This is a genomic window from Arthrobacter vasquezii, from assembly GCF_029455255.1.
In the GTDB taxonomy this organism is placed as follows: Bacteria; Actinomycetota; Actinomycetes; order Actinomycetales; family Micrococcaceae; genus Arthrobacter_D; species Arthrobacter_D parietis.
Genome location: NZ_JAROKN010000025.1, coordinates 1 through 21,301 on the forward strand (window position 1 = coordinate 1; position 21,301 = coordinate 21,301).

The 21,301-nt window shown below is 64.6% G+C and carries 22 protein-coding genes; 9 read left to right on the forward strand and 13 right to left on the reverse strand.

Annotated features, from left to right (window positions below; translation table 11 throughout):
• Positions 1–1,137: FAD-binding oxidoreductase (locus P4U43_RS10280; protein WP_277358656.1), on the reverse strand; the 1,137-nt coding region annotated here is incomplete at its 3' end.
• Between P4U43_RS10280 and P4U43_RS10285 the strand changes: the two genes are divergently transcribed.
• Both P4U43_RS10285 and P4U43_RS10290 read left to right on the forward strand, forming a co-directional pair.
• Positions 1,136–1,891 (forward strand): GntR family transcriptional regulator, encoded by a 756-nt coding sequence (locus P4U43_RS10285; protein ID WP_277358657.1) that lies wholly within the window; start codon positions 1,136–1,138, stop codon positions 1,889–1,891. The genes P4U43_RS10280 and P4U43_RS10285 overlap by 2 nt on opposite strands.
• 53 nt (positions 1,892–1,944) lie before the next feature.
• Positions 1,945–3,621, forward strand: coding sequence for an alkaline phosphatase D family protein (locus P4U43_RS10290; RefSeq protein WP_277358658.1), 1,677 nt, complete (start codon positions 1,945–1,947; stop codon positions 3,619–3,621).
• A gap of 87 nt (positions 3,622–3,708) precedes the next feature.
• Here the strand turns inward: P4U43_RS10290 and P4U43_RS10295 are convergent, their stop codons facing one another.
• Positions 3,709–4,521, reverse strand: coding sequence for a hypothetical protein (locus P4U43_RS10295; protein ID WP_277358659.1), 813 nt, complete (start codon positions 4,519–4,521; stop codon positions 3,709–3,711).
• Between the two features lie 202 nt (positions 4,522–4,723).
• On the opposite strand from P4U43_RS10295, the gene P4U43_RS10300 reads away from it, so the two are divergent.
• From P4U43_RS10300 to P4U43_RS10315, 4 genes are all read left to right on the forward strand, one after another.
• The gene (locus P4U43_RS10300) at positions 4,724–6,175 is read left to right on the forward strand and encodes a lipase maturation factor family protein (RefSeq protein WP_277358660.1); all 1,452 of its coding nucleotides are present in this window, start codon (positions 4,724–4,726) and stop codon (positions 6,173–6,175) included.
• 169 nt (positions 6,176–6,344) lie between these two features.
• On the forward strand, positions 6,345–8,078 hold the full coding sequence (locus P4U43_RS10305) for an ABC transporter ATP-binding protein (RefSeq protein WP_277358661.1): 1,734 nt from the start codon (positions 6,345–6,347) through the stop codon (positions 8,076–8,078).
• Complete coding sequence (locus P4U43_RS10310; RefSeq protein ID WP_404800723.1) at positions 8,075–10,111, forward strand: ABC transporter ATP-binding protein; 2,037 nt, start codon at positions 8,075–8,077, stop codon at positions 10,109–10,111. Before P4U43_RS10305 ends, P4U43_RS10310 begins: the two co-directional genes overlap by 4 nt.
• A 62-nt stretch (positions 10,112–10,173) precedes the next feature.
• Entirely contained in the window at positions 10,174–10,497 is a 324-nt protein-coding gene (locus P4U43_RS10315; protein WP_277358662.1) for a hypothetical protein, read from the forward strand.
• A 51-nt stretch (positions 10,498–10,548) separates the two neighbouring features.
• On the opposite strand, the gene P4U43_RS10320 is transcribed toward P4U43_RS10315, so the two are convergent.
• Genes P4U43_RS10320 through P4U43_RS10335 form a run of 4 tightly spaced genes read right to left on the reverse strand, consistent with a single transcriptional unit; the run spans position 10,549 to position 13,370 of the window.
• The gene (locus tag P4U43_RS10320) at positions 10,549–10,917 is read right to left on the reverse strand and encodes a type II toxin-antitoxin system PemK/MazF family toxin (RefSeq protein ID WP_318533021.1); all 369 of its coding nucleotides are present in this window, start codon (positions 10,915–10,917) and stop codon (positions 10,549–10,551) included.
• On the reverse strand, positions 10,872–11,108 hold the full coding sequence (locus P4U43_RS10325; protein ID WP_277358664.1) for an antitoxin MazE5: 237 nt from the start codon (positions 11,106–11,108) through the stop codon (positions 10,872–10,874). The genes P4U43_RS10320 and P4U43_RS10325 overlap by 46 nt, the downstream gene beginning before the upstream one ends.
• A gap of 49 nt (positions 11,109–11,157) precedes the next feature.
• The gene (locus P4U43_RS10330) at positions 11,158–12,684 is read right to left on the reverse strand and encodes a DUF6297 family protein (RefSeq protein ID WP_277358665.1); all 1,527 of its coding nucleotides are present in this window, start codon (positions 12,682–12,684) and stop codon (positions 11,158–11,160) included.
• A complete protein-coding gene (locus P4U43_RS10335; protein ID WP_277358666.1) occupies positions 12,684–13,370 on the reverse strand; it encodes an ABC transporter ATP-binding protein in 687 nt (228 codons plus the stop codon). The genes P4U43_RS10330 and P4U43_RS10335 overlap by 1 nt, the downstream gene beginning before the upstream one ends.
• A gap of 89 nt (positions 13,371–13,459) precedes the next feature.
• On the opposite strand from P4U43_RS10335, the gene P4U43_RS10340 reads away from it, so the two are divergent.
• A complete protein-coding gene (locus P4U43_RS10340; RefSeq protein ID WP_318533022.1) occupies positions 13,460–14,728 on the forward strand; it encodes a multidrug effflux MFS transporter in 1,269 nt (422 codons plus the stop codon).
• Here P4U43_RS10340 and P4U43_RS10345 read toward each other — a convergent pair.
• Positions 14,725–14,985, reverse strand: coding sequence for a hypothetical protein (locus tag P4U43_RS10345; RefSeq protein WP_277358667.1), 261 nt, complete (start codon positions 14,983–14,985; stop codon positions 14,725–14,727). The two genes, P4U43_RS10340 and P4U43_RS10345, sit on opposite strands and share 4 nt — an antisense overlap.
• 118 nt (positions 14,986–15,103) lie before the next feature.
• Between P4U43_RS10345 and P4U43_RS10350 the strand changes: the two genes are divergently transcribed.
• A complete protein-coding gene (locus P4U43_RS10350; RefSeq protein ID WP_277358668.1) occupies positions 15,104–15,505 on the forward strand; it encodes a VOC family protein in 402 nt (133 codons plus the stop codon).
• Between the two features lie 18 nt (positions 15,506–15,523).
• Positions 15,524–16,429 carry a ribonuclease Z gene (locus tag P4U43_RS10355; protein WP_277358669.1) on the forward strand — a complete coding sequence of 302 codons (906 nt, stop codon included), beginning with the start codon at positions 15,524–15,526 and terminating at the stop codon, positions 16,427–16,429.
• A gap of 12 nt (positions 16,430–16,441) precedes the next feature.
• Here the strand turns inward: P4U43_RS10355 and P4U43_RS10360 are convergent, their stop codons facing one another.
• The 6 genes from P4U43_RS10360 to P4U43_RS10385 form a co-directional block, all read right to left on the reverse strand.
• A complete protein-coding gene (locus tag P4U43_RS10360; RefSeq protein WP_277358670.1) occupies positions 16,442–17,479 on the reverse strand; it encodes an isopenicillin N synthase family dioxygenase in 1,038 nt (345 codons plus the stop codon).
• A 60-nt stretch (positions 17,480–17,539) separates the two neighbouring features.
• Positions 17,540–18,031 carry a DNA alkylation repair protein gene (locus tag P4U43_RS10365; RefSeq protein ID WP_277358671.1) on the reverse strand — a complete coding sequence of 164 codons (492 nt, stop codon included), beginning with the start codon at positions 18,029–18,031 and terminating at the stop codon, positions 17,540–17,542.
• A 3-nt stretch (positions 18,032–18,034) separates the two neighbouring features.
• A complete protein-coding gene (locus P4U43_RS10370; RefSeq protein ID WP_277358672.1) occupies positions 18,035–18,274 on the reverse strand; it encodes an antitoxin in 240 nt (79 codons plus the stop codon).
• A gap of 111 nt (positions 18,275–18,385) precedes the next feature.
• Positions 18,386–19,624 (reverse strand): ABC transporter permease, encoded by a 1,239-nt coding sequence (locus tag P4U43_RS10375; RefSeq protein ID WP_277358673.1) that lies wholly within the window; start codon positions 19,622–19,624, stop codon positions 18,386–18,388.
• Entirely contained in the window at positions 19,621–20,502 is an 882-nt protein-coding gene (locus tag P4U43_RS10380) for an ABC transporter ATP-binding protein (RefSeq protein WP_277358674.1), read from the reverse strand. Before P4U43_RS10380 ends, P4U43_RS10375 begins: the two co-directional genes overlap by 4 nt.
• A gap of 80 nt (positions 20,503–20,582) precedes the next feature.
• The gene (locus tag P4U43_RS10385) at positions 20,583–21,281 is read right to left on the reverse strand and encodes a response regulator (RefSeq protein WP_277358675.1); all 699 of its coding nucleotides are present in this window, start codon (positions 21,279–21,281) and stop codon (positions 20,583–20,585) included.
• Positions 21,282–21,301: the final 20 nt, after the last annotated feature.

A 21,301-nucleotide genomic window follows, 5' to 3' on the forward strand; every position in this document is an offset into this window, starting at 1 on the left:
CATGGTGGTTCTCGGATTCGAACGTCCGGCCAGCCCGCCGCCGTCCTCCCGGATCCGCCACAGCGCGGCCGCCTGTGCAGGACTGGTGATGATGCGGGAGTGGCGGGCAGTGGCAACCAGGCTCACCGCAGCAGCCCGGTCTGCAACCTCGGCTGCGTCATCACCAGAAATCTCGACGAACAGCCACGCCGCTCCGCCGGGCAGTTCAGGCACGGCCTGCGGTCCCTTCCGCGAGCGCACAACCTCGACGATGCGGGAATCCAGCCCCTCGCACGCCGTGGGTTTGAATGGCAGGACCGAGGTCACGGCGTCACCGGCCTCGCCGATGTTCTCGAATCCGAGTACCACCATGGTTTTATGCGGTGCATCCGTCACCAGCCGAACGCCGGCTTCCAGCACGACGGCGAGCGTCCCCTCGCTACCCACCAGCATCCGCCGCAGGTCGAACCCACGCTCCGGCAGCAGGTGCTCGAGTGAGTACCCGGACACCTGCCGGCCAAACCTGCCCAGTTCAGTGCGGATTGTCCCGAGATTAGCGCTCACTAGAGAGCGCAGTGCGTCTGTTTCAGCAGACGACGGCGTCTCCCCCGGTCCCAGTCTCAGCCGCGCGCCGGAGCCGGTCATCACGTCGAGGTGCGTCACGTTGTCGGCCGTCCGGCCGTAGGCGAGGGCGCGCGATCCGCACGCGTTGTTGCCGATCATTCCGCCCACTGTGCACCGCGTGTGCGTTGACGGATCTGGTCCGAAGCGCAGCCCGCTGGCAAGGGCCACCTTTTGCAGCGTGGCATGGACAGCGCCGGGTTCGACGACGGCGGTCCGGCTTTCGGCGTCGAACTCCAGGACGCGGTTGAGGTGGCGGCTGAAATCGATCACCACTCCGCGGCCGATTGCGTTGCCCGCCAAGGAGGTCCCGGCGCCGCGCGATGTGAATGGGATGCCACGTTCCCGGCAGACCTCGAGCGTGGTGAGCACCTCGTCGAGGTGGCGCGGAAAGACGACGGCGGCAGGTTGGATCCGGTAGAGCGAGGCATCGCTTGAGTAGACGGCACGCGAGGTTGCGTCGGCCCGCGCGTCCCCAACGCCACGGGAATGCAGTTCGGAGACAAGGGACCGGGGAGCTGTGAGCGTCGTCGCCATGGGTAACATGTTACTCCTCATCCCGCTCTCTTTCCGCGGCTACGCTTGGCTCATGCCTCCTGCACAGACGCCGCGACCACCGTCGCTCACTGAACGCACCATCGAAGCGGTGCGGGACGGCATCCGGAACGGCACTTTTGTGCCCGGCGAGCTGTACTCGGTGTACCAGTTGGCAGACAAGCTGAGCGTGTCCCGCAGCCCCGTCCGTGAGGCGCTGCTCCGGCTGGCCGAGACCGGAATGGTGGCGATCGAGAAGAACCGCGGCTTCCGGGTTGTCCTCCCGGGCGCCCGCGAACTGGCGGAGATCATGGCGGTGCGCGTGGCCCTTGAGGTCCCTGCGGCTGCCCAGGCCGCCCGGCGCGCCGGAGCAAGAGACCGCGCCGCCCTCGAAAGGGAACGCGAAGCCATGCAGCAGGCAGTCCGGAATGGCGACGAAGGGGCCTTCCTCCTGCACGACCAGCGCCTCCACGCGCTCCTGCTCAACCTAGCGAGCAACAGCCACACCATCCGCATTATCGAGAACCTGCGGGACGCGACGCGGCTGATCGGCATGTCCACCATCCGCACCTCCCGCTCCCTCGAGGACGTTTACGCCGAGCACCTGCCAATCCTCACCGCGGTCGAAAGCGGCGACGCGGACGCCGCAGCCCTCGCAATGCGCCGCCACCTCGAATCGACGGGGAAGCTTTTGCTGCGGGGTGCGGCCACCGAAAACGACGACGTCGATCGCCTTTGGGAGGACTACGTCGGCTGAGGGCGGCAGCGCAGCGATGGCGCCGGCACGCAGTGCACGGGTAGAACTGAGGTATGGACAGCTCGCTGGTACTCGGCCCCATGCTTCGGTATGTCGACGAAACGACGGCAAGTGTGTGGGTGGAAACGCGTGACACTGCACGGGTTCGGGTCAGCACTGCCGGCCGTGAATGGGAAGCGGGTACTTTTTCTGTGCACGGGCACCACTATGCGCTGGTTGAGGTGGAGGGGCTTGAGCCGGGATCCAGCTCGCCGTACACAGTGGCCATTGACGGCCAGCAGGTCTGGCCGGAGGAAGGGTCGCCCTTCCCTACGCCGATCATTCGAACTCTTGACCCGGAGCGACCCTTCCGGCTCGCATACGGCTCCTGCCGAACCAGCGAAGTGAACGACCTCGCAGCGCACAAGACACACGGCGTCGATTCTCTGCTGGCCTTCGCTCTGAACCTCGTCGCCCGGGATGAGGCAGTGCGGCCGGACCTCATCGCGTTCCTCGGCGACCAGGTGTACGCGGACATCCCAAGCGACGAGATGCTGCAATTGATCCAAGACGATCGCGGCATTGACACCAAACTGGACGCTGAGCTGCGCAACTACGAGGAATACACGCAGATCTACCGGTTCGCATGGTCCGGCCCTGCAATCCGCTGGCTGCTGTCCACTCTTCCCAGCGCCATGATCTTCGATGATCACGACATCCGGGATGACTGGAACTCGTCCCTGCTGTGGAAGAGGAAGGTTGCAACAATCCCCTGGTGGCGGGACCGCATTGTCTCCGGTCTGGCGTCCTACTGGGTATACCAGCACCTCGGGAACCTTTCTCCGTCAGAACGCGCGGCCGATGAAATCTGGCAAGCTATCAAGTCTCACCAAGGACCCGGCGAGCTTGAACTCAGCTCCATCGTCGAGGCGGTCGTCGAAGAGGCGGACCGGAATCCGGAACGCTACCGCTGGAGCTTCTGCAGGGACTTCGGCGATACCCGGCTCATTGTCCTGGATTCACGGGCTGCCCGCGTCCTGCAACCCGGTCAGCGCTCCATGCTGGACCGGAAGGAATTGCAGTGGCTCGACGAGCGGATTCAGGGCGACCGGCGGCATCTGCTCGTCGCCACGTCACTTCCGTTCCTGCTTCCGCGGGGGCTTCATCACATCGAGGACTGGAACGCCGTGCTCGCTGACGGCCGCTGGGGTGAACGTCTCGCGGCCGTCGGTGAGTGGGTCCGCCAGGCGATCGATCTGGAGCATTGGGCAGCGTTTCCCGAGAGCTTTCGCGCCGTCGCAACCATGGCCACGGAGGTAGCCACAGGCCAGCGCGGCGCGGCTCCGGAAACAGTGACGTTCCTGTCCGGTGACGTTCACTTTTCCTACATCGAGGAGGTGGACCAACCCATGCAGTCCCGCGTCCTGCAGGCGGTCTGCTCTCCGATCCGGAATCCGCTGCGGCCGGCACTGCGCTGGGTCGCAGCGCTTATGTCCACACGGGTGGCAGGTCCGCTCGGCGGCGTGCTGGCGCGATTTGTTCCGCAGCCGCCGTTCCACTGGTCAACGTTGAAGAAACCCTGGTTCGACAACAACCTCGCAAGCCTGGAAGTGACGGAGGAGGGGTTGAAGCTGCGGTGGGACACCGGCGTCGTCAGCGGTGGAAACCATGCCGCCCCTCAACTGAAGGAAGTCACCTCGATCACCATCGCTCCGCGGGCAGCTGAGGCTACGAACGCTCACTCCCGTTAGCACCCTGGCCACCGGGTAGCGGTTAACACCTACCGGCTGCCGCAACCCCTATCCGGTGCCCACATCACTATCGCAACGTGACCGCACCTAGGATCCCGCCGGCTCAAGCAACTTAGACGCAAGGTCAGCGAGCTGGTCCTGAGTGACGCCGTCGAGCTCGCCTTGGCTCATCGCCTGTACGTTTGCGATCACTCCGTTACCGCGCGCTGTAACTGAGAGGTTGTGGAAGACCGGCTGCCCGCCCAGCTCCTGGGTCACCCGAAGCGCGAAGGATTCTTCGCCGATCAGGTCCAGCGGCACCTCCTCCGTGATGGAGGTAATGGTGTTGCCCTGGATGGTCGCGGTCACTTCAGCACACTTCTCGAGCGCCTCGCGGCTGACGTTGAACCCCTGCTGAACTGCGTCCTCCGTTGAGCCGTCCATCACGACGACCGCCAGGTAGCCGCCCGATGAGTCAGCAGCTCCGACACCGCTGACCGCTCCAGCTGCCAGGTCCGCAGAGGCCGCAGCATTGCCGGTCGCGTGGTCCGTGCACTCGGCCGGCTGAATGTCTGCGCCCTCCATCGCGGACTGCACGATTTCAAGTCCCGCAGCGGCCTGCTCTGCAGAGACGAGCTGAAACGGATCGCCAAGCTCATCGGTCAGAGCAGTCACCCTCGCCTCAAGTTCTGCCTTATTTGGAGCCTCAACATCTACGGGTGCCGCAGCTGTCACCGAGGAGGCAGGCGCCGTCGTCGCTGCATTGGTGGGTGCCGGCGTCGCACTGTCAGAGGTTTGAGCCGAAGCCGGGGCGCTCGCGCTCGCTCGGCCGGCCTCCGGCTCGTCATCGAAGCCGCCGCTGCAGCCGGTCAACAGCAGCGCTGCTGCGAGCGTGCAGGAAGTTACCAGTGATGCCTTCATGAAGTCCCCCAAAAATCGGCCACGGCCGTTTCATCGACGGTCGAGCTGGTTCCCGATAGCAATTCGGCCATCGGATAGCGGTTGAATGCTATCGCATGGCGCAAGCGCTATCGCTGAGCGTGCCGCTGAGAAAACCGCGCAGGTAGTGGTCCAGGAATCTGCGGCCCTTGACGCTCCCGCCCGGCAGGAGTTTCGTTGACGCATGGAGTGGTTGAGCGGCGTGCTCGACGCCGAGGGGTACGAAGTGGGGCGGCAGATCCTCCAGCGCGGGGTGGCCGCCATCTACCTCCTCGCGTTCATCTCCGCCATCAACCAGTTCCCAGCTTTGCTCGGGGAAAACGGGCTGCTGCCTGCTCCCCGCTTCATTGAGCGGGCGGGGAAACGCGCCGGCCCCACGCTGTTCCGATGGCGTTACTCGGACCGGATGTTGCTTACGGTCTGCTGGGTCGGCGCTGGAATTGCGGCGCTGATCGTGATCGGAATTCCCCAAACCGGCCCGCCGTGGCTCCCCCTGCTCGCGTTTCTGGTCCTCTGGGGTTTGTACCTGTCGATCGTCAACATCGGTCAGGTGTTCTACGGCTTCGGTTGGGAGAGCTTGCTCCTCGAGGCCGGATTCCTCGTTGCCTTTCTCGGTTCCAACGAGGTAGCTCCGCCGCTGCTGGTCCTGCTGGCGATTCGCTGGCTCGTGTTTCGGCTCGAGTTCGGTGCGGGCATGATCAAGATGCGCGGCGACCGGTCCTGGCGAGACCTCACCGCTCTCTACTATCACCACGAGACCCAACCGATGCCGAATCCTGCCAGCCGCTTCTTCCACCTCCTTCCCAAGCCGCTGCACCGCATGGAAGTCGCCGGCAACCATTTCACCCAACTGGTAGTGCCGTTCTTCCTCTTCGCGCCGCAGCCGGTCGCGGGGGTCGCGGCCGTCATCATCATCGTGACTCAGGGCTGGCTGGTGATCTCCGGCAACTTCGCCTGGCTCAACTGGATCACCATCGTCCTCACCTTCGGCGCGGTGCCGGACTCCTTCTACGAAGCTGTGGGCTTCACCATCGCACCGACGTACGAAACGACGCCGATCTGGTTCGCCGCGGTCGTCGTTCTCATGGCCATCTTCATCGCCTACCTGAGTTGGCAGCCGCTGCGGAACCTCTTCGCGAAGCGGCAGCTGATGAACGCCAGTTTCAACCGCTTCCACCTCGTGAACGCGTACGGTGCGTTCGGCAGCGTCACCAAGGTGCGTTACGAGGTGATCATCGAAGGAACGAAGGACAATGTAGAGCACGACGGCGCTGCCTCCTCCCACTGGGAGGAGTATGGGTTTCGGGGCAAACCGGGCGATCCCGGCCGCATGCCGCGCCAGTACGCGCCGTACCACCTGCGCCTCGACTGGCTCATGTGGTTCCTGGCTCTCGGATCCGACGGCGGCTGGTTCACACCGCTGCTGGTGAAGCTCCTGCAAGCGGACCCGAAAATCCTCAAGCTTCTGAGACACGATCCGTTCGGCGGCGAGCCGCCCCGCTACGTGAGAGCGCGCATCTTCCGCTACCGATTCACCACGCGGGAGGAAAAGCGCACGACTGGGCTGTGGTGGATGCGCGAGGAAGCCGGAACACTCGTGGATCCGGTGTCGCTGAAGGGAGGCCAACCGCGCTGAGCGAGCACACGCCAACCCGCTGACCGGCACAGGATCCTCCTTTCGGTTGATGCCCGGACGCAGGCTCAGGACTAATCTGAAGTGCGGTTCTTTTGGTTCGACGCGCTGATCCCACCTCAACACAACGGGCCTCCCGCCACATCAGCCCACTATTCGAGGAACCGGCTTCATGCTGATCACCCTGGTCCGCTCATACCTGCGGCCCTACGCACCACTGGTTACGGCTGTCGTTGTGCTGCAGTTGGCCTCGACCATCGCCGCCCTCTTCCTGCCCAGCCTGAACGCGCAGATCATCGATGAAGGTGTAGCCGAGGGCGACACCGAGTACATCTGGAACATCGGCATGGTGATGCTCTGGGTCAGCCTCATCCAGGTGGCCGCAGCAATCGCGGCAGTCTTTTTCGGCTCCAAAGCAGCCATGGCCCTGGGCCGCGACCTCCGCAAGAGCGTGTTTCACCGAGTGTCCGGATACTCGGCGCAGGAAGTCAGCCACTTCGGGGCCCCCAGCCTCATCACGCGCGGAACCAATGACGTGCAGCAGGTGCAGATGCTCGTCCTGATGGGCCTGAACTTCATGGTTGCGGCGCCGATCATGTGCATCGGCGGCATCTTCATGGCGCTGCGTGAAGAACCGGCGCTCTCGTGGCTGGTGTGGGTGTCCGTGCCGGCGCTGTTCGTCGTCGTCGGTTTCCTGGTCTGGCGTCTGATGCCGCTGTTCCGCACCATGCAGGTCAAGATCGACAACATCAACGGTGTGCTGCGTGAGCAGATCACCGGCATCCGTGTGGTCCGCGCGTTTGTCCGTGAGCCGTACGAGGCGCAGCGGTTCGGCCGGGCAAACCGGGAACTCACGGACGTCTCGCTCGCCGTCGGCTCCCTTTTTGTCCTCATGTTCCCGGCCATCGGAATGATCCTCCACCTCGCCACTGCGGCGGTGCTGTGGTTCGGCGGCATCAGGGTCGCCGCCGGAGAAATGGAAGTGGGCGCGCTCACAGCGTTCCTGCAGTACCTGCTCCAGATCCTCGTGGCAGTCATGATGGGCACGTTCATGGCCATGATGATCCCCCGGGCGTCCGTCTGTGCCGAACGCATCGGCGAAGTCCTGGACATCGAACCTTCCATCCACGAAACGGACCGCCCGCTGCAACCCGCTTCCAAGGCCGGCGTGGTCGAATTCCGCGGCGTCACCTTCGCGTACCCGGGTGCTGAGGAGCCCGTCCTCAAGAACATCAGCTTCACTGCCCGGCCTGGGCAGACCACTGCCATTGTGGGGAGCACCGGCGCCGGAAAGAGCACGCTGATTTCCATGCTCCCCCGCCTTTTCGACGTCGGCAGCGGCCAGGTTCTGCTGGACGGCGTGCCGGTCACCGACATGGCCCGCCCGGACATCACGGACCGGGTGGCGCTGGTGCCCCAACGTCCTTATCTCTTTTCGGGCACCATTGCGCACAACCTGCGGTTTGGGAACCCCAACGCGCACGACGACGACCTCTGGGACGCGCTCACAGTCGCCCAGGCAGCCGATTTCGTCCGCGCGAAAGACCGCGGCCTGGAGGCTCCGGTCTCGCAGGGTGGCACCAACGTCTCGGGCGGGCAGCGTCAGCGGCTCTGCATCGCGCGGGCGCTGGTAGCCGAACCGAAGGTGTATCTTTTCGACGACTCGTTCTCCGCGCTCGACGTCACCACCGATTCCCGCCTGAGGGCCGCGCTGAAATCGAAAACCAGGGACGCCACGGTAATAATCGTGGCCCAACGCGTCACCACCATCACGGACGCCGACCAGATCCTCGTGATGGAGAACGGCGAGATCGTCGCCCGCGGTACGCATGAGGAGCTGCTGGAGACCTCGCCTACTTACCAGGAGATCGTTGAATCGCAGACGACGGCCGAGGAGGTGGCATGAGCACGGACAAAGATTACCGTCCCGATGAAGACCGGACCATCGACCCGGTTGTTGCCCCCACACCCGGCGCCGCGGCGGACGCCGAAGCACAGGTGCTCGACGAGGAGTTCCGGCCGTCCGAAGCTGACGGTGACATGTTCGGCGGCACCCCGGCAAAGAAGGCCAAGCATTTCTGGCCGTCCGCCAAGCGGCTCTTCAGCCTGCTGGCACCGGAAAGAACCGCCATCGTGGTGGTGCTCGCGATGGTGGTCATCGCCGTCGTACTCAATGTCATTGCACCGCGGGTGCTCGGCAGCGCCATGGATGTCATCTTCAGCGGCGTTATCAGCAGCAACCTTCCCGACGGCGCCAATCAGCAACAGGTTATTGAAGGGCTGCGGGCAGAAGGCCAGGATCAGTTCGCTGACATGCTCTCCGGTATGGAGCTGACCCCCGGCGCGGGCATCGACTTCACCCTGCTCGGCCGGCTCATTCTGCTTGTGCTCGGCATGTACCTGGTGTCTTCGGTCTTCATGTGGCTGCAGGGATACCTGCTGAACAAGGTCGTCATGCGGGTGGTCTACAACCTGCGCCGGGATGTGGAGGCCAAGCTGAACCGGCTCCCGCTGAACTACTTCGACACCCGGCAGCGCGGGGACCTGCTTTCCCGCGTAACCAACGACGTCGACAACGTCCAGCAGGCGCTGCAGCAGGCTTTCGCTCAGCTCATCATGTCGGCGCTGAGCCTGATCGGCATCACTGTGATGATGTTTGTGGTCTCGTGGCAGCTCGCGCTCATAGCGCTGGTTGCGCTGCCGTTATCGGCGCTGGGAGCGGGGCTGATCGGCGTCCGCAGCCAGAAGCTTTTCGCGGAGCAATGGAAGAACACAGGCCAGTTGAACGGGCACATCGAGGAGTCCTTCAGCGGTCATGACCTGGTTCGGGTTTTTGGCCGGGAGAAGGAATCGCTCGAGCAGTTCGACCAGAAGAACGAGGATCTTTACAAGGCGTCCTTCGGTGCGCAATTTGTTTCCGGGATGATCATGCCCGTCATGCAGTTCATCTCCTACCTGTCCTACGTGGGAATCGCAGTGGTAGGTGGACTGCGCGTCGCCTCCGGTTCGATGACCCTCGGCGAGGCGACGGCGTTCATCCAGTACTCGCGGGAGTTCAACCAGCCGCTGAGCCAGATGGCGGGCATGGCGAACATGCTGCAATCAGGAGTTGCTTCGGCTGAACGGGTGTTCGAGCTGCTCGACGCCGAGGAGCAGGACCCTGATACGGCCATAGCCTCGTTGCCGGCCCGGACAACGGGCCACGTTGAATTCGAGCAGGTGAGCTTCAGCTACACGCCGGATCGTCCGCTGATCGAAGACCTCTCCTTTGCGGCCAAACCGGGTGAGACAGTGGCGATCGTGGGTCCGACCGGCGCCGGCAAGACCACTCTGGTGAATCTCGTGATGCGCTTCTACGAACTCAATTCCGGGCGCATCACCCTGGACGGCGTGGACATCACCCGGATCAGCCGCGCGGAGCTGCGCTCCCGGGTGGGCATGGTGCTGCAGGATGCCTGGCTCTTTGGCGGGTCGATCTACGAGAACATCCGCTACGGCCATTTGGATGCCACCCACGAACAGGTGATGCACGCGGCAAAAGCCACCTTCGTGGACCGCTTCGTGCGCGCGCTGCCGGACGGCTATGACACCGTCATTGACGAGGAAGGCAACAACGTCAGTGCGGGTGAGAAACAGCTGATCACCATCGCGCGGGCATTCCTCGCCAGTCCGTCGCTGCTGATCCTTGATGAAGCCACCAGCTCGGTTGATACCCGGACGGAGCTACTGGTACAGCATGCCATGGCTGCGCTGCGGACAGACCGTACGAGCTTCGTCATCGCCCACCGCCTGTCCACCATCCGCGATGCGGACATAATCCTCGTGATGGAGGACGGCCGGATCGTGGAGCAGGGCAGCCATTCGGACCTACTTGAAGCACAGGGAGCGTACTACCGGCTCTACATGTCGCAATTCGCAGCGGCGGCTGATCCGGTTTGACGGGGTTTTCCATCTCCCTTGCGGCTGTTTGAATGGAATACGACCATTCAAGGGGGAACGTCATGACCTACACCAAACTTCTACTCACCGGCGGCACATCGCTGCTTGCCGGCTTTTTCCTATTCCTGGCCCCGCTTAGCACCATCCTTGAGGGCACAGCGGGCGGACTGGACTGGTTCCTTGCAGCTGTCGGCGCCTTTCTGCTGCTGGAGGGAATCGCAATGTTCTTCCTCGGTATGAAAGCACGCAAACGAGACCTCAGCCGCGCCCGCACCTACGGGGAAGAATCGAGTGACAAGCCGTTCAACGACGACCGCCCGCAGAACCCGCACCAATTTCCGGGAGCCGGCGTCCAGGGGCAGGTCGGAACGGGTGGAATGCCCTGAGGGCAGTCGATGAATTCCGGAAACGCCAAGTTGCCATCCTCCTGAGATAGTTCAGGTGCAGTCGACTGCAATGGCGAGCGCGGCGCAGATGTCGCGCATGCGTGAATCGGCTAAGCGCCCCATCCGCTCAACCAGCACCGCCACCGAGACGCTTTCGACTGAGTCAAGGTTGGCAGCGCAACGCCGGGGCACCGGATCTTCACCGGGCTCAAGAACAACTTCACTTGGGAGCGCCCGGATTGTGGTCGTGCAGGGCGCAACGAGAGCTCGCCCGAGACGTGGGATAGCAGTATCTCGCGATAGCACCACGACTGGACGCCGGCCAATCTTCGGCAATTCGCACCACCACACCTCTGCCCGCGCTGGCGAAGGGTTCATGAGCGGGCGGCCGACTGGCGGAAGGAAGCCAGATCGCCCCATTCGTCCGGCTCACTCAGTGGATGGTCGTCGTAAGCACGATATTTCCCATCGATCTCAGCTGACCGATGACGCACCAGCAAGGCGTGAAGAGCGGCATCAATCAGCACGGAATCAGTTACACCAGGAACTGCCTGCCGCGCATCGCTCAGCAGATCGAAGTCGACCGTGGTGCTCAACCGTGTTCGAGCCATGCCACAATGATGCCACAACTGGATGGCTTCAGCGGGAACGCGCGAATCATTAGCCATCACTGTGCGGGTTGGTCATCGCAACCACCAGGAACACCACGCCGCTGATCACCGCCTGAACAACAAGCACCGGCAGCGCAACCACGCCGAGGTACAGCGTGAGGACCACCGGCATCAGGCTCAGAACCGTCACGTCCACACCGCGCAGCAAGGCTGCCAGTTGCGCGCGAGGGACGGGGCCGAACGGCGTCTCGACCGGTGGCGCTGACCAGTCCGTCGCAGGGCGGCTGGCACCACGAACGGTACCCGCACCCATCCCGATTCCGGCGAGTGCCGACACCACGATCAACATCGGTCCAGCCGCTCCGAGGACCACCAGCACCCCGCCGAGCAGTGCCATCCACAGCACCATGGTGGCGGCTGGCATGACAGCCCGGCTGGCCCGAACCAGTGCCGGGTTCACCGGCACCAGCCCATCGAGCTCCGGCACCAGTGCCGCTCTCCGCGCTACCGTCCCAAGACCCGACGCGGCTGCGCATCCAGCGAGAACGACAGCGCCCAGCTGCACAAAGACCGGCATTCCGCCGTCCACAAGCATCACCGCAACACACGCAACCAGCCAGAGCACCGCCGTCGTCGGCGTAGGGTGCAGGCGCAGGAAGGCAACGACGTCGGCGCGCAGCAGTGCTGCGAGCGGCGCCCGCGTGGGCCGGGCAAAAAACCGGGCACCGCGGCGGTACGCGGTACGTGACTCAGCTCGGACGGCACGGAACAACTCATTCGAATCCATGAAATACAGCGATGATCCTATGTGCCCAGACACGGCTCCGGCACGGGTGAGCTCGCCGCCGGGGACAAACCCCGCGCGCGATGAAACGAGCACCAACAGTGCGCTGGCAATCACCAGTCCTACACCGAACGACCACGCTGACGGCAGCAGCACCGTGGCCAGCGCACCGGCAACCACAAGGCCTCCCGCCGCCACCTTCAACCCAACGGATTGGGGCCTCCCCTGGAGTAATGCGGCAATGCCTACCACGGCCACCACGAGAGCTCCGAACGTTGCGGCAGCATAGGCATGGCTCAGAGCAGTCCGATCCAGAGCACCCAGGACGCTGACCGGGGCGTAGGCCAGAGCCGCACCAACACCGGCAAGCACGGTCCTCCGCAGGAACGGATCCCACACCATCGGCCGCCGGTCCACGGGCAGCGAAAGCCACCACGTGCTCTCCGGACCGCCCACCGCGAGCGGTCCCAGCCTCCGGCCAAGAACGACGACGCCGGCAAGCGCCGCGAAGGTCAGCAGAACCTCCAGCGCCTGGCTGGGGAGGACGAGTACCGGGTCGGCGATGAGTCCATGGTCCGTGGTTGAGCGTTGAGCGAATTCACCACGCAGCGCGAGCACGAAGGACACCGCAAGGGCAACCGCACACCCGAGAGCAAGAACGCTGACATAAACGTCGACGAACAGGTCAGGCAGGGAGGTCCGGGACCGGTTGTAGCGGCGAGCGGACCGCCGAGTGAACCTGACGATTTCCCCGGCCCGACCGGCCGTGCCGGTCTCCGTCACCGTGCTCATCAGGCGCCCGCGATGATGGCCGCTGCCACCTCCGACGTTGCGAGGGTCACCTCGTCATCGATGACCAGGCAGGAGGTTGCCGTGTCCAGCAGGAGCTGCGGATCATGCGTGACGAGCACTACCGTTGCCCCGCCGTCCGCCAATGACCGGATGCGCCGGCCAAGCGCTTCGCGCATCACCGGGTCCAGCCGCTGTTCCGGCTCGTCGAGGATGAGCAGCGAGGCCGGCCGCATCAAACCGGCAGCGAGCAGGGTGCGGCGGCGCTGGCCCGATGAGAGCGATTCAGGCACGACGTCCGCCCGCTCCTGCAGGCCGAAGAAGCTCAACTCCTCCTCCACCTGCTCCTCAGGATCGGGGAGGGAATGCCCGCGTGCAACCAGCAGCAGGTGTTCGCGGACGGTAAGGGACGGGAAGAACAGGTCCTCGTCGAAGACGGCGGACACCTCCCGGCGGAAGGCAACGGCGTCGGGATTTGCCAGCAATCCGTGGACTTTCACTTCCCCCGAAATCGGGAGCTGCCGGCCGGCAAGCGTGCGTGCCGCCGTCGACTTCCCCGCCCCATTGAATCCGACGACGCCGAGTATCTCCCCGGCGCCGACTGCCACCGACATCTCACCGCAGACCGGCGCACCGGCGTAGCCGACAACGAGGCGCTCGGCCTCCAGGACAGTCCCCCGTGAACTCACCCTCCAACCCTAGCGGGGAGGCAGGCGGTGGCCGCGTAACGTTTCAACTCCCCCGCCGCGCGGCTCATAATCGGTTTACAGTTGATCGGGTGACTGAACTGCCTGCGCGCCAGGCCCAAACTCCCCGCTATGTACCCGGGATCAAGTACATCCTGATGCTGGGCGCCTTGGCCGCGCTGCCCGCGGTCACCACCGACATGTATCTACCCTCGCTTCCCGCGGTAGCGGAGGACCTACAGGCGAGCCAGGCGGCCGTGCAGTTCACGCTGTCCGGCATGCTGCTGGGCGGCGGTGTCGGGCAACTGGTGATCGGCCCATTGTCCGACCGCTTCGGTCGGCGGCTCCCACTCCTTGTCGGGATCACGCTGCACGTGGTCATCTCGCTGCTCTGCTCGATCGCTCCGGACATCGGCACGCTGATTGTGCTGCGGGTGCTGCAGGGCTTCTTCAACGCTGCCGCCGCCGTCGTCGCCATCGCGGTCATTCGTGACCGGTTTGTCGGGTCTGATGCGGCACGGCTCCTCTCCCGCCTCATGCTCGTGATCGGCGTTGCACCGCTCTTCGCTCCCACCATCGGGCAAGCCATCGCCGGCGTCTGGGAATGGCGCGCGGTGTTTTACGCGCTTGCGCTCATCGGCGCAGCCCTCGTGGTGATCGTCTGGCGGTTCATGCCCGAAACGCTTCCGGTTGAACGGCGCCGGCCCGCACGGCCCGCCCGGGTGGCCGGTGGCTACTGGCAGCTGCTGAGGAACGTCCGCTTCATGTCCCTCGCTGTGATTCCCGGACTGGGGCTGGGTGTGATCATGAGCTACGTGGTCGGTTCCCCCTTTGTATTTCAGGACCAATACGGCCTCAGCCAGGGCCAGTTTGCACTGGTGTTCGCGCTTAACGGCGTTGCCCTGGTGCTGTCCGCCCAGCTGAACGCGTCGCTGGTCCGCAAGGTTGCGCCGGCCAGGCTGCTGCGCACCGCGTCCGTTGCGCAACTCGTCTTCGCACTGATCCTTGTCGCCGTGGCGGCGACCGGCTTCGGCGGTGTCATCGGGCTGTGCGCAGCGCTGTGGCTGGTCCTTGGCACCCAGGGCATGATTCCGGCCAACGCATCGGTCCTTGCGCTCAACTCCTACGGGCACATGGCCGGAACGGCGGCCGCAGTCATCGGCGCGCTGCAGTCCGGGGTCGCAGGAATCGTGAGCCCGCTTGTGGGGCTGCTCGGCGGCGACGCCAGATCCATGGCGATTGTCATGCTCGGCACAGTGGCGCTCACCGTCGTCGTACTGCTCCTGGGAACCCCGGTTTTCCGCAAAGGCGGCTGGCGCGCGTTCGACGTGCCTGAGGATCAGATCTCCGGGCAGCGCTAGTCGCTGGGGCTGGTGTCCGTCGTCAGTTTCCGGTCGTCGTCCCCTTCGGTATCCTCATCCTCGGCAGGACCGGGTGCTTCATTGACGCCCTCAGCAGTGCCCTCCGCCTCACGCTCGGCTTCATCCTCGGCCGTATCTGCTGCCCGATCCTCCGCCCGCTCATCATCGGTACGCTCGGGATCCCGCGAGATGGGGCTATGCGCGTTTTGAAGACCGTCCTGAACGGGGTTCTGGTGGTCGTCCACTTCGCTGTCCATGATTTCCTCCTGCGATTTCCGCCGCCGTGGTGCATCAACGTTACCGCTCGTCGCGGGCCGGTGGGGATGAGTGGGACGAACCGGCCATCCGGCGCGCAGGCACTTGTAGGCTGAGCCCATGACAGCTCCCCAGATCTATGTCAGCTTCCCCGGTACTGCGCGTGAAGCCCTGAGCTTCTACGCCGGCGTCTTCGGCGGAGAGCTCGCCCTGTATACGCATGAGGAGTTCAGCAGGAGCGAGGGCACTCCTGATGCCATTGCCCACGGAGAGCTCAACGGCGTAGTTGCTTTGGCCGGTTCGGATGCTGGAGCCGGGGACAAGAGCGTCCGGTTCGAGGGCATGATGCTCTCTTTGCTGGGAACCGCTGAACCGGCTGTTCTCCATACCTGGTTCAACAAACTGGCCGACGGCGGCACCGTGGTCGATCCCCTCGCACCAAAACCGTGGGGCGCCTCCGACGGACAGGTCATTGACCGTCACGGGCTCCACTGGCTCATCGGCTACGAACCCGAAGTGTGAGCTGACAGACTCGACTCCATGCGCGAACTCGTGATCCTCGGCACCGCCTCCCAGGTTCCCACCCGGACCCGCAACCACAACGGGTACCTCCTGCGCTGGGACGGCGAGGGGCTGCTCTTCGATCCGGGCGAGGGCACCCAGCGCCAGATGACCTATGCCGGAGTCAGCGCGTCCAGCGTCACCCGCATCTGCCTGACCCACCTGCACGGCGACCACTGCTTCGGCCTGCCGGGCGTACTCTCGCGCATGGTGCTCGACGGCGTCACCCACCCGGTGCATCTGCACTACCCCGCGTCCGGCGAGGAAGCAGTCCGCGCCCTCGTCTCCCTCGCGACGCCGGGTCTCGACCTCCGGCTCAGCCCACACGGATCCGCCGGTGCCGTCGCCGACGGGCTTGAGGTGCAACCCTTGCGGCACCGAATTGAGGCCTACGGCTACCGGCTCAGCGAACCGGCGTCGCGGAGCCTGGTGCCGGAACGCCTGATCGCGGCAGGAATCACGGGTCCGGACGTCGGCCGCCTGCAGCGTGAGGGGCGGATCCGCGACACTTCGCTTGAGGACGTCAGCGTGCCTAGGCCGGGGCAAACCTTCGCTTTTGTCATGGACACCGCTGAGTGTGAGGGAGCCGAGGCACTCGCCGAGAACGCGGACCTTCTGGTTGCAGAGTCCACTTTCAGCGACGACGACGCCGGCCTCGCCGCCGAGTACCTGCACCTCACCGCGGGGCAGGCAGGCGCGCTGGCTGGGAACGCACACGCACGCACGCTGGTGCTCACGCACTTCTCGTCCCGCTACCCGGATGTCGGAGTGCTGAAAGATCAGGCAAGTGCCGCCGTCGTCGGTGCAAATGCCAACAGCACGTTGGTTATCGCGGCCAACGACCTCGACCGCATCCCGCTCCCCAAGCGCCGCCGGCTGACGTGACGCTTTCTCTGATCAGCGCTTGGAGAGAACCTTTCCCAGCTCCGGATGGTGCAGTTCGGCGACGTCGGGGTGGGCACGCACCCGCCCCTTGAGCACGTTCATGCCGTAGGAGGACAGCATGGGGTTGTCTGGATCATCGGAGATCCCGCGGGCTGCAGCCTGCAACTCGGGCGGAAGCGAAACGGGCTGGACCACCGCGTCAAGGCGCGGCGACCAGAAGAACGGGACGGAGTAGCGGTCCACTCCGGGCGGCGGCGCCTGCACCTGGTGAATTGTCGCTGCGAGGTAGCCTCCGGTGGCCACTTCCAGCATCTCGCCGAGATTCACCACCAGCGCCCCCGGAATGGGCTCGACCGGAATCGGGGTGTCCGTACCGGGCGGAAGCACCTCAAGTCCGCCCACCTCGTCCTGCAGGAGCAGCGTCACAAAGCCGTAGTCGGCATGGAGCCCGACGCCCTGGCTGCCGGCACCCTCCAGCCCGCCGACATAGTGCACGAGCTTGGCCATCCAGGCCGGAGTGGACTCGAAGAGGTCCGCAAAGTGCTCCTCCGGCTGGCCCAAGGCAACGGCGATCGCCGACAACAGCTCCGCACCGACCTCGGACATCAGGTCAGCCCAGCCCATCGCCTGGCTCTCGAGCTCCGGCAGGCTCTCTCCCGGCCACTGGTTGGGCCCCTGAAGCAGCCAGTACGGCTGGTCCTCCGGGTAGTCGGGAACCGGCTCGCGCTCGGGGGAAAAGTCGATCTGCTCGCGGGAGTCCGCGCGCCCGCGCGTCACCTCGGTTCCGAGCCGGGCATAGCCCCGGAAGTGCGGGGAGTTGCGGTTATCGAGTGCGAGCCGCTCCTCCACCGGTAGATCAAAGAACTGCTTCATCCCGCTGAACAGGTCATCCACCTGGGATGGAGCGGCGCCGTAGTTGATGATCTGGAAGAACCCCACGGCATGGGCGGCTTCGCGCAGCTGCTCGATGAAGTCCTGGTCGAAAGAGCCGTCGGGGCGGCGGGCTGTGCTGAGATCGAGCACGGGGATCGATCGCTGGGTATGCGTCATTGATGGAGCCTAACGCGAATACCCCTACCTGATACTTCTCTTTATGACGCAATGTTTCATTCAGGCGGGAAGGGATTGCCGGACCACTTCTGCGGCCCGGCGCAGCATAGGTTCCTGGTCCTGTGCCCAACGGCCGACGACGGCCAACGCCTTCATGCGCTCCTGTCCCGTGAGGCGTGCAACCAGTGGCCGGACGACGTCGGCCGCCAGCGGAGCGGCCAGAGATTCCGTCCGCGACTCCCGCAGAAAACCTTCAATCCTCGTCAGGTCAGTGTTCCGGAGCATGAGAACGCTCGACTGCAGAAGGACCACTGCAGCGAGCCGCCGCTCGAACACCGGCGAGTTGCCCCAGAGCTCGGAGCTGAGAAAGGCCACCTCATCGTGTGTCAGATCCCGGAACTTGCGGCGGGCATCACGAACGGCGCCCCGGATAGCGCCGACCGAAGCGCCGTAGTAAAAGAAGCCGTCTTCCAGCGAGTTCAGCGCTTCTGCCCGCTCCCACGAGGCTTCCCGCTGGAGCGCGGCATCAATGAAATCCGCTGCCTCGCTCAATGCTTAGGGGCGCGGGCCCTGGCGTTCGTCCCCCGGTCCGCCCAAATGCTTCTGGGCCTGACCGCGGGCGTTCTGGATCTTGTCCTGGTGCTTCCCCTTGGTGGCTTTGTCTGCGGCCTCGGCTACCCGATCCACAACCTTGCTGCCCATCTGCCTCGCCTGAGGGCTGTTGAGGGCTTCCCTGACCTTGGGATTACGCGCAAGTCCCATTGCGATTTTGCCGAGCGATCCAAATCCAGCCATGACCGTTTCCTTCTTTCGAGTGCGTGGGCGTCCTGCGATGACAACGTAGTTCCACAGGGAATTGTCCCCCGCGAACGGCCCGGGCGGAAAGCGGAAACTGCAACCAGACCCCTACTGCTCCAGCTTCATGGCCTTGCGTAGTGACAGCGCGCCGCCGCCCTGCATGACTGCCCGGCGGTAAATCTTCTCCCCGAGGTGCAGCAGAGCTGCCGCGGCCGCGAGCGCGATCCCCAGGGACAGGATCGGCTCCCACAGCGCGACCTCGGAGTTCAGCATGCGGATCGGCATGGCCACCGATGACACCACCGGCACGTAGGACGCCACCACCAACAGTTGCCCCGAAGCGAACAACCCCGCGCCCAGCGCGGCGAAGATCAGCGCCATCACCGGCGTCGAGCTGCTGGTCAGGTCCTCCGGCCGGCTGGCCAGCGAACCGAGTACCGCCCACATCGAGGCGAGGATCAGGAAACCGAAGAGGAAGAACACCATGAACCATCCCGACGCCGGAATGATGCTCCCCACGAGGTCCGCCGTATCAGTCAGGTTCAGGGCCAACAGTGCCGCCCCGCCGTACAGCGCGAGCTGCACCATGGCCAGGATGGTATTTCCCAGGACCTTGCCGTACAACAGCTGCCGCACGGGTATCGCAGTCGCGAGGATCTCGACGACCCGGTTCTGCTTCTCCTCCACAACCGAATTGGCGATGGCCATTCCGAAGATGATGGACGCCATGTAGAAGAGGAAGCTGAAGGCAAAACCGGCCACGTCTGCCACGGCCTGATCCTCCGCGTTCCCGTCGAGCAACGATTCCTCCAGCTCGGAACCTGCCAGTAACTCCTCTGCTGACGTTCCGGCCGCAGCTGCATTCGCTTCCAGCATGTAGGCCTCCAGCGACGCGCTGATCCCGGCACTCAGACTCCTGGGAATCTCGTTCCTGCCCGTCAGCGTCCACGCACCGTCATCGTCCCGAATGAGCGCAGCGTCGGCTTCCTCTGACCGGACTTCATCGAGTGCTGCTTCCTCCGACTCAACGACGATCGCCGTGAACGTCGTGTTGCCGTCGTCGGCCCGGCCGTCCTCGTCCGCGAGCGCGGTCACCGACTGTTCAGCCTCCGAGGTCACAGCCACCGTAAAGTCCTCACCGCGGCTGGACATGTAGGCGTTGAACACGACGCCGGCAACAATCAGTACCAGCGTCACGATGGTGGAGATCGCGAATCCGCGGTCCTTTGCCTTCACCATCACCTCACGCAGGGTGACAATCAGCCAGGCCGGCTGGGCGTTGCGATCCGACGAGGACGACGACGGCGCCCCCGGCTGCACGCGCCGCTCAGTTGTTTCGGTGCTCACTGGGATACCCCCCGGTAGATTTCGCTCAGGCTCGGCCTGATCCTGCTGAATTCATGCACGCTTCCGCGTGCCATGGCGGCGACAAGCAGCCGCTGCGCGTCGTCGTCGTTCTCCAGCTCGACGACGGCATCCCGGCCCGCGACGTCGATGACCGTCACTCCGGCTTCCTCCCGGACCCACCCGGCGTCGGGCGAGACCGTCAGCCTGTGCCGGCGGGGAGCCGTGGCGCGCAGGTCATCCCCGGTGCCGGCAGCGACCAGCCGCCCCTTTTGCAACACCACAAGGTTGTCGCAGAGGCGGTCCACCAGGTCGAGCTGGTGACTCGAGAAAAGGACCGGGACACCCTGCGCGGTGTGCTCGCGAAGCAGGTCCACCATGGAGTCCACGGCAACGGGATCGAGCCCGGAGAACGGTTCATCGAGGATGAGGACCGATGGCCTGTGCAGGAGCGACGCCGCGATCTGGACGCGCTGTTGATTGCCGAGTGAGAGGGACTCCAGCTTGTCCTTCCCGCGGTCGCCGAGCTGGAACCGCTCGAGCAGGTCCTGCGCGCGGGACCGTGCATCCGCCTGGCTCATCCGGTGCAGCTGGCCCAGGTAGACGAGCTGGTCGAGGATGGGCTGTTTCGGGTAGAGGCCGCGCTCTTCCGGCATGTATCCGAAAGTGGCGCGGTCAGCCGCCGTGACCGGGCGATCGTCCATCAGGACTGCTCCGGCATGCGCGGTGAGCACACCCATGATCATGCGCATGGTGGTGGTTTTTCCGGCGCCATTGGCACCCACGAACCCGGTCATCTTCCCCGAAGGGACTGTGAAACTGACGTCGTCGACGGCGGTGTTCTCACCGAAGCGCCGGGTCAGGTTCTGCACCTGCAGCATTGGTTTCCTCCCGATTGAGCCTTCTGTCATCAACAGTAGGCAAACAGGATGCAGGGCGGATGAGCCGTAAGGCGGAACCGTCAGTCCCCCGGACGGATGAGCCCGCTCTCATAGGCGAAGACCACGGCCTGTACCCGGTCCCGGACCTGGATCTTGGCCAGCAGGGAGGACACATGGGATTTCACGGTGGCCTCGGCGAGGAAGAGCTTCCGTGCCAGCTCGGCATTGCTCAGGCCCGCGGCCATGCACTCGAGGACTTCCTTCTCGCGCTGGGTCAGTAAGGCAAGCAGGCTCTGCTGTCGGAGCTGCCCGGCGCTTGGCTGCTTCGCCACCGGTGCCGGTGCTTCGGATTCCAGATGGTGGGCAAAGCGCTCGATCACGCGGAGGGTGACCTCAGGCGCCAGCAGCGCGTACCCGCCGGCGACTGCCTGAACCGCCGCGACAAGGTCATCCGGATCGGCATTCTTCAGGAGGAAGCCGCTTGCACCGGCGCGGATCGCGTCGAATAGGTAGTCATCGCGTTCAAAGGTGGTCAGGATGATGACCTTCCCCCGGCCCGCTGCCGTGATCTGCTCAGTGGCCCTGATTCCGTCCAGTACCGGCATCTGCACGTCCATGAGGATGATGTCGACGTCGTTGGCTGCGGCGAAGTCCACCGCCTCCTGCCCGTTGGTCACCTGGCCGACCACCTCGATGTCCTCCTCGATGGACAGGATGGTAGCGAAGCCGGCACGGACCAGCCCCTGGTCATCGGCGAGCAGCACGCGGATGGTGTTCATCACGTTCTTTCCTGAGATTT

What these genes read in the sequence shown, in the direction of transcription:
- P4U43_RS10325 (WP_277358664.1), bottom strand. Translation starts at nt 11,108, where the DNA reads ATGGCTCGAACACGGTTGAGCACCACGGTCGACTTCGATCTGCTGAGC.
- P4U43_RS10315 (WP_277358662.1), top strand. Translation starts at nt 10,174, where the DNA reads ATGACCTACACCAAACTTCTACTCACCGGCGGCACATCGCTGCTTGCC.
- P4U43_RS10285 (WP_277358657.1), top strand. Translation starts at nt 1,136, where the DNA reads ATGGGTAACATGTTACTCCTCATCCCGCTCTCTTTCCGCGGCTACGCT.
- P4U43_RS10385 (WP_277358675.1), bottom strand. Translation starts at nt 21,281, where the DNA reads ATGAACACCATCCGCGTGCTGCTCGCCGATGACCAGGGGCTGGTCCGT.
- P4U43_RS10305 (WP_277358661.1), top strand. Translation starts at nt 6,345, where the DNA reads ATGCTGATCACCCTGGTCCGCTCATACCTGCGGCCCTACGCACCACTG.
- P4U43_RS10360 (WP_277358670.1), bottom strand. Translation starts at nt 17,479, where the DNA reads ATGACGCATACCCAGCGATCGATCCCCGTGCTCGATCTCAGCACAGCC.
- P4U43_RS10320 (WP_318533021.1), bottom strand. Translation starts at nt 10,917, where the DNA reads ATGGGGCGATCTGGCTTCCTTCCGCCAGTCGGCCGCCCGCTCATGAAC.
- P4U43_RS10290 (WP_277358658.1), top strand. Translation starts at nt 1,945, where the DNA reads ATGGACAGCTCGCTGGTACTCGGCCCCATGCTTCGGTATGTCGACGAA.
- P4U43_RS10295 (WP_277358659.1), bottom strand. Translation starts at nt 4,521, where the DNA reads ATGAAGGCATCACTGGTAACTTCCTGCACGCTCGCAGCAGCGCTGCTG.
- P4U43_RS10300 (WP_277358660.1), top strand. Translation starts at nt 4,724, where the DNA reads ATGGAGTGGTTGAGCGGCGTGCTCGACGCCGAGGGGTACGAAGTGGGG.
- P4U43_RS10310 (WP_404800723.1), top strand. Translation starts at nt 8,075, where the DNA reads ATGAGCACGGACAAAGATTACCGTCCCGATGAAGACCGGACCATCGAC.
- P4U43_RS10380 (WP_277358674.1), bottom strand. Translation starts at nt 20,502, where the DNA reads ATGCTGCAGGTGCAGAACCTGACCCGGCGCTTCGGTGAGAACACCGCC.
- P4U43_RS10370 (WP_277358672.1), bottom strand. Translation starts at nt 18,274, where the DNA reads ATGGCTGGATTTGGATCGCTCGGCAAAATCGCAATGGGACTTGCGCGT.
- P4U43_RS10330 (WP_277358665.1), bottom strand. Translation starts at nt 12,684, where the DNA reads ATGAGCACGGTGACGGAGACCGGCACGGCCGGTCGGGCCGGGGAAATC.
- P4U43_RS10355 (WP_277358669.1), top strand. Translation starts at nt 15,524, where the DNA reads ATGCGCGAACTCGTGATCCTCGGCACCGCCTCCCAGGTTCCCACCCGG.
- P4U43_RS10350 (WP_277358668.1), top strand. Translation starts at nt 15,104, where the DNA reads ATGACAGCTCCCCAGATCTATGTCAGCTTCCCCGGTACTGCGCGTGAA.
- P4U43_RS10345 (WP_277358667.1), bottom strand. Translation starts at nt 14,985, where the DNA reads ATGGACAGCGAAGTGGACGACCACCAGAACCCCGTTCAGGACGGTCTT.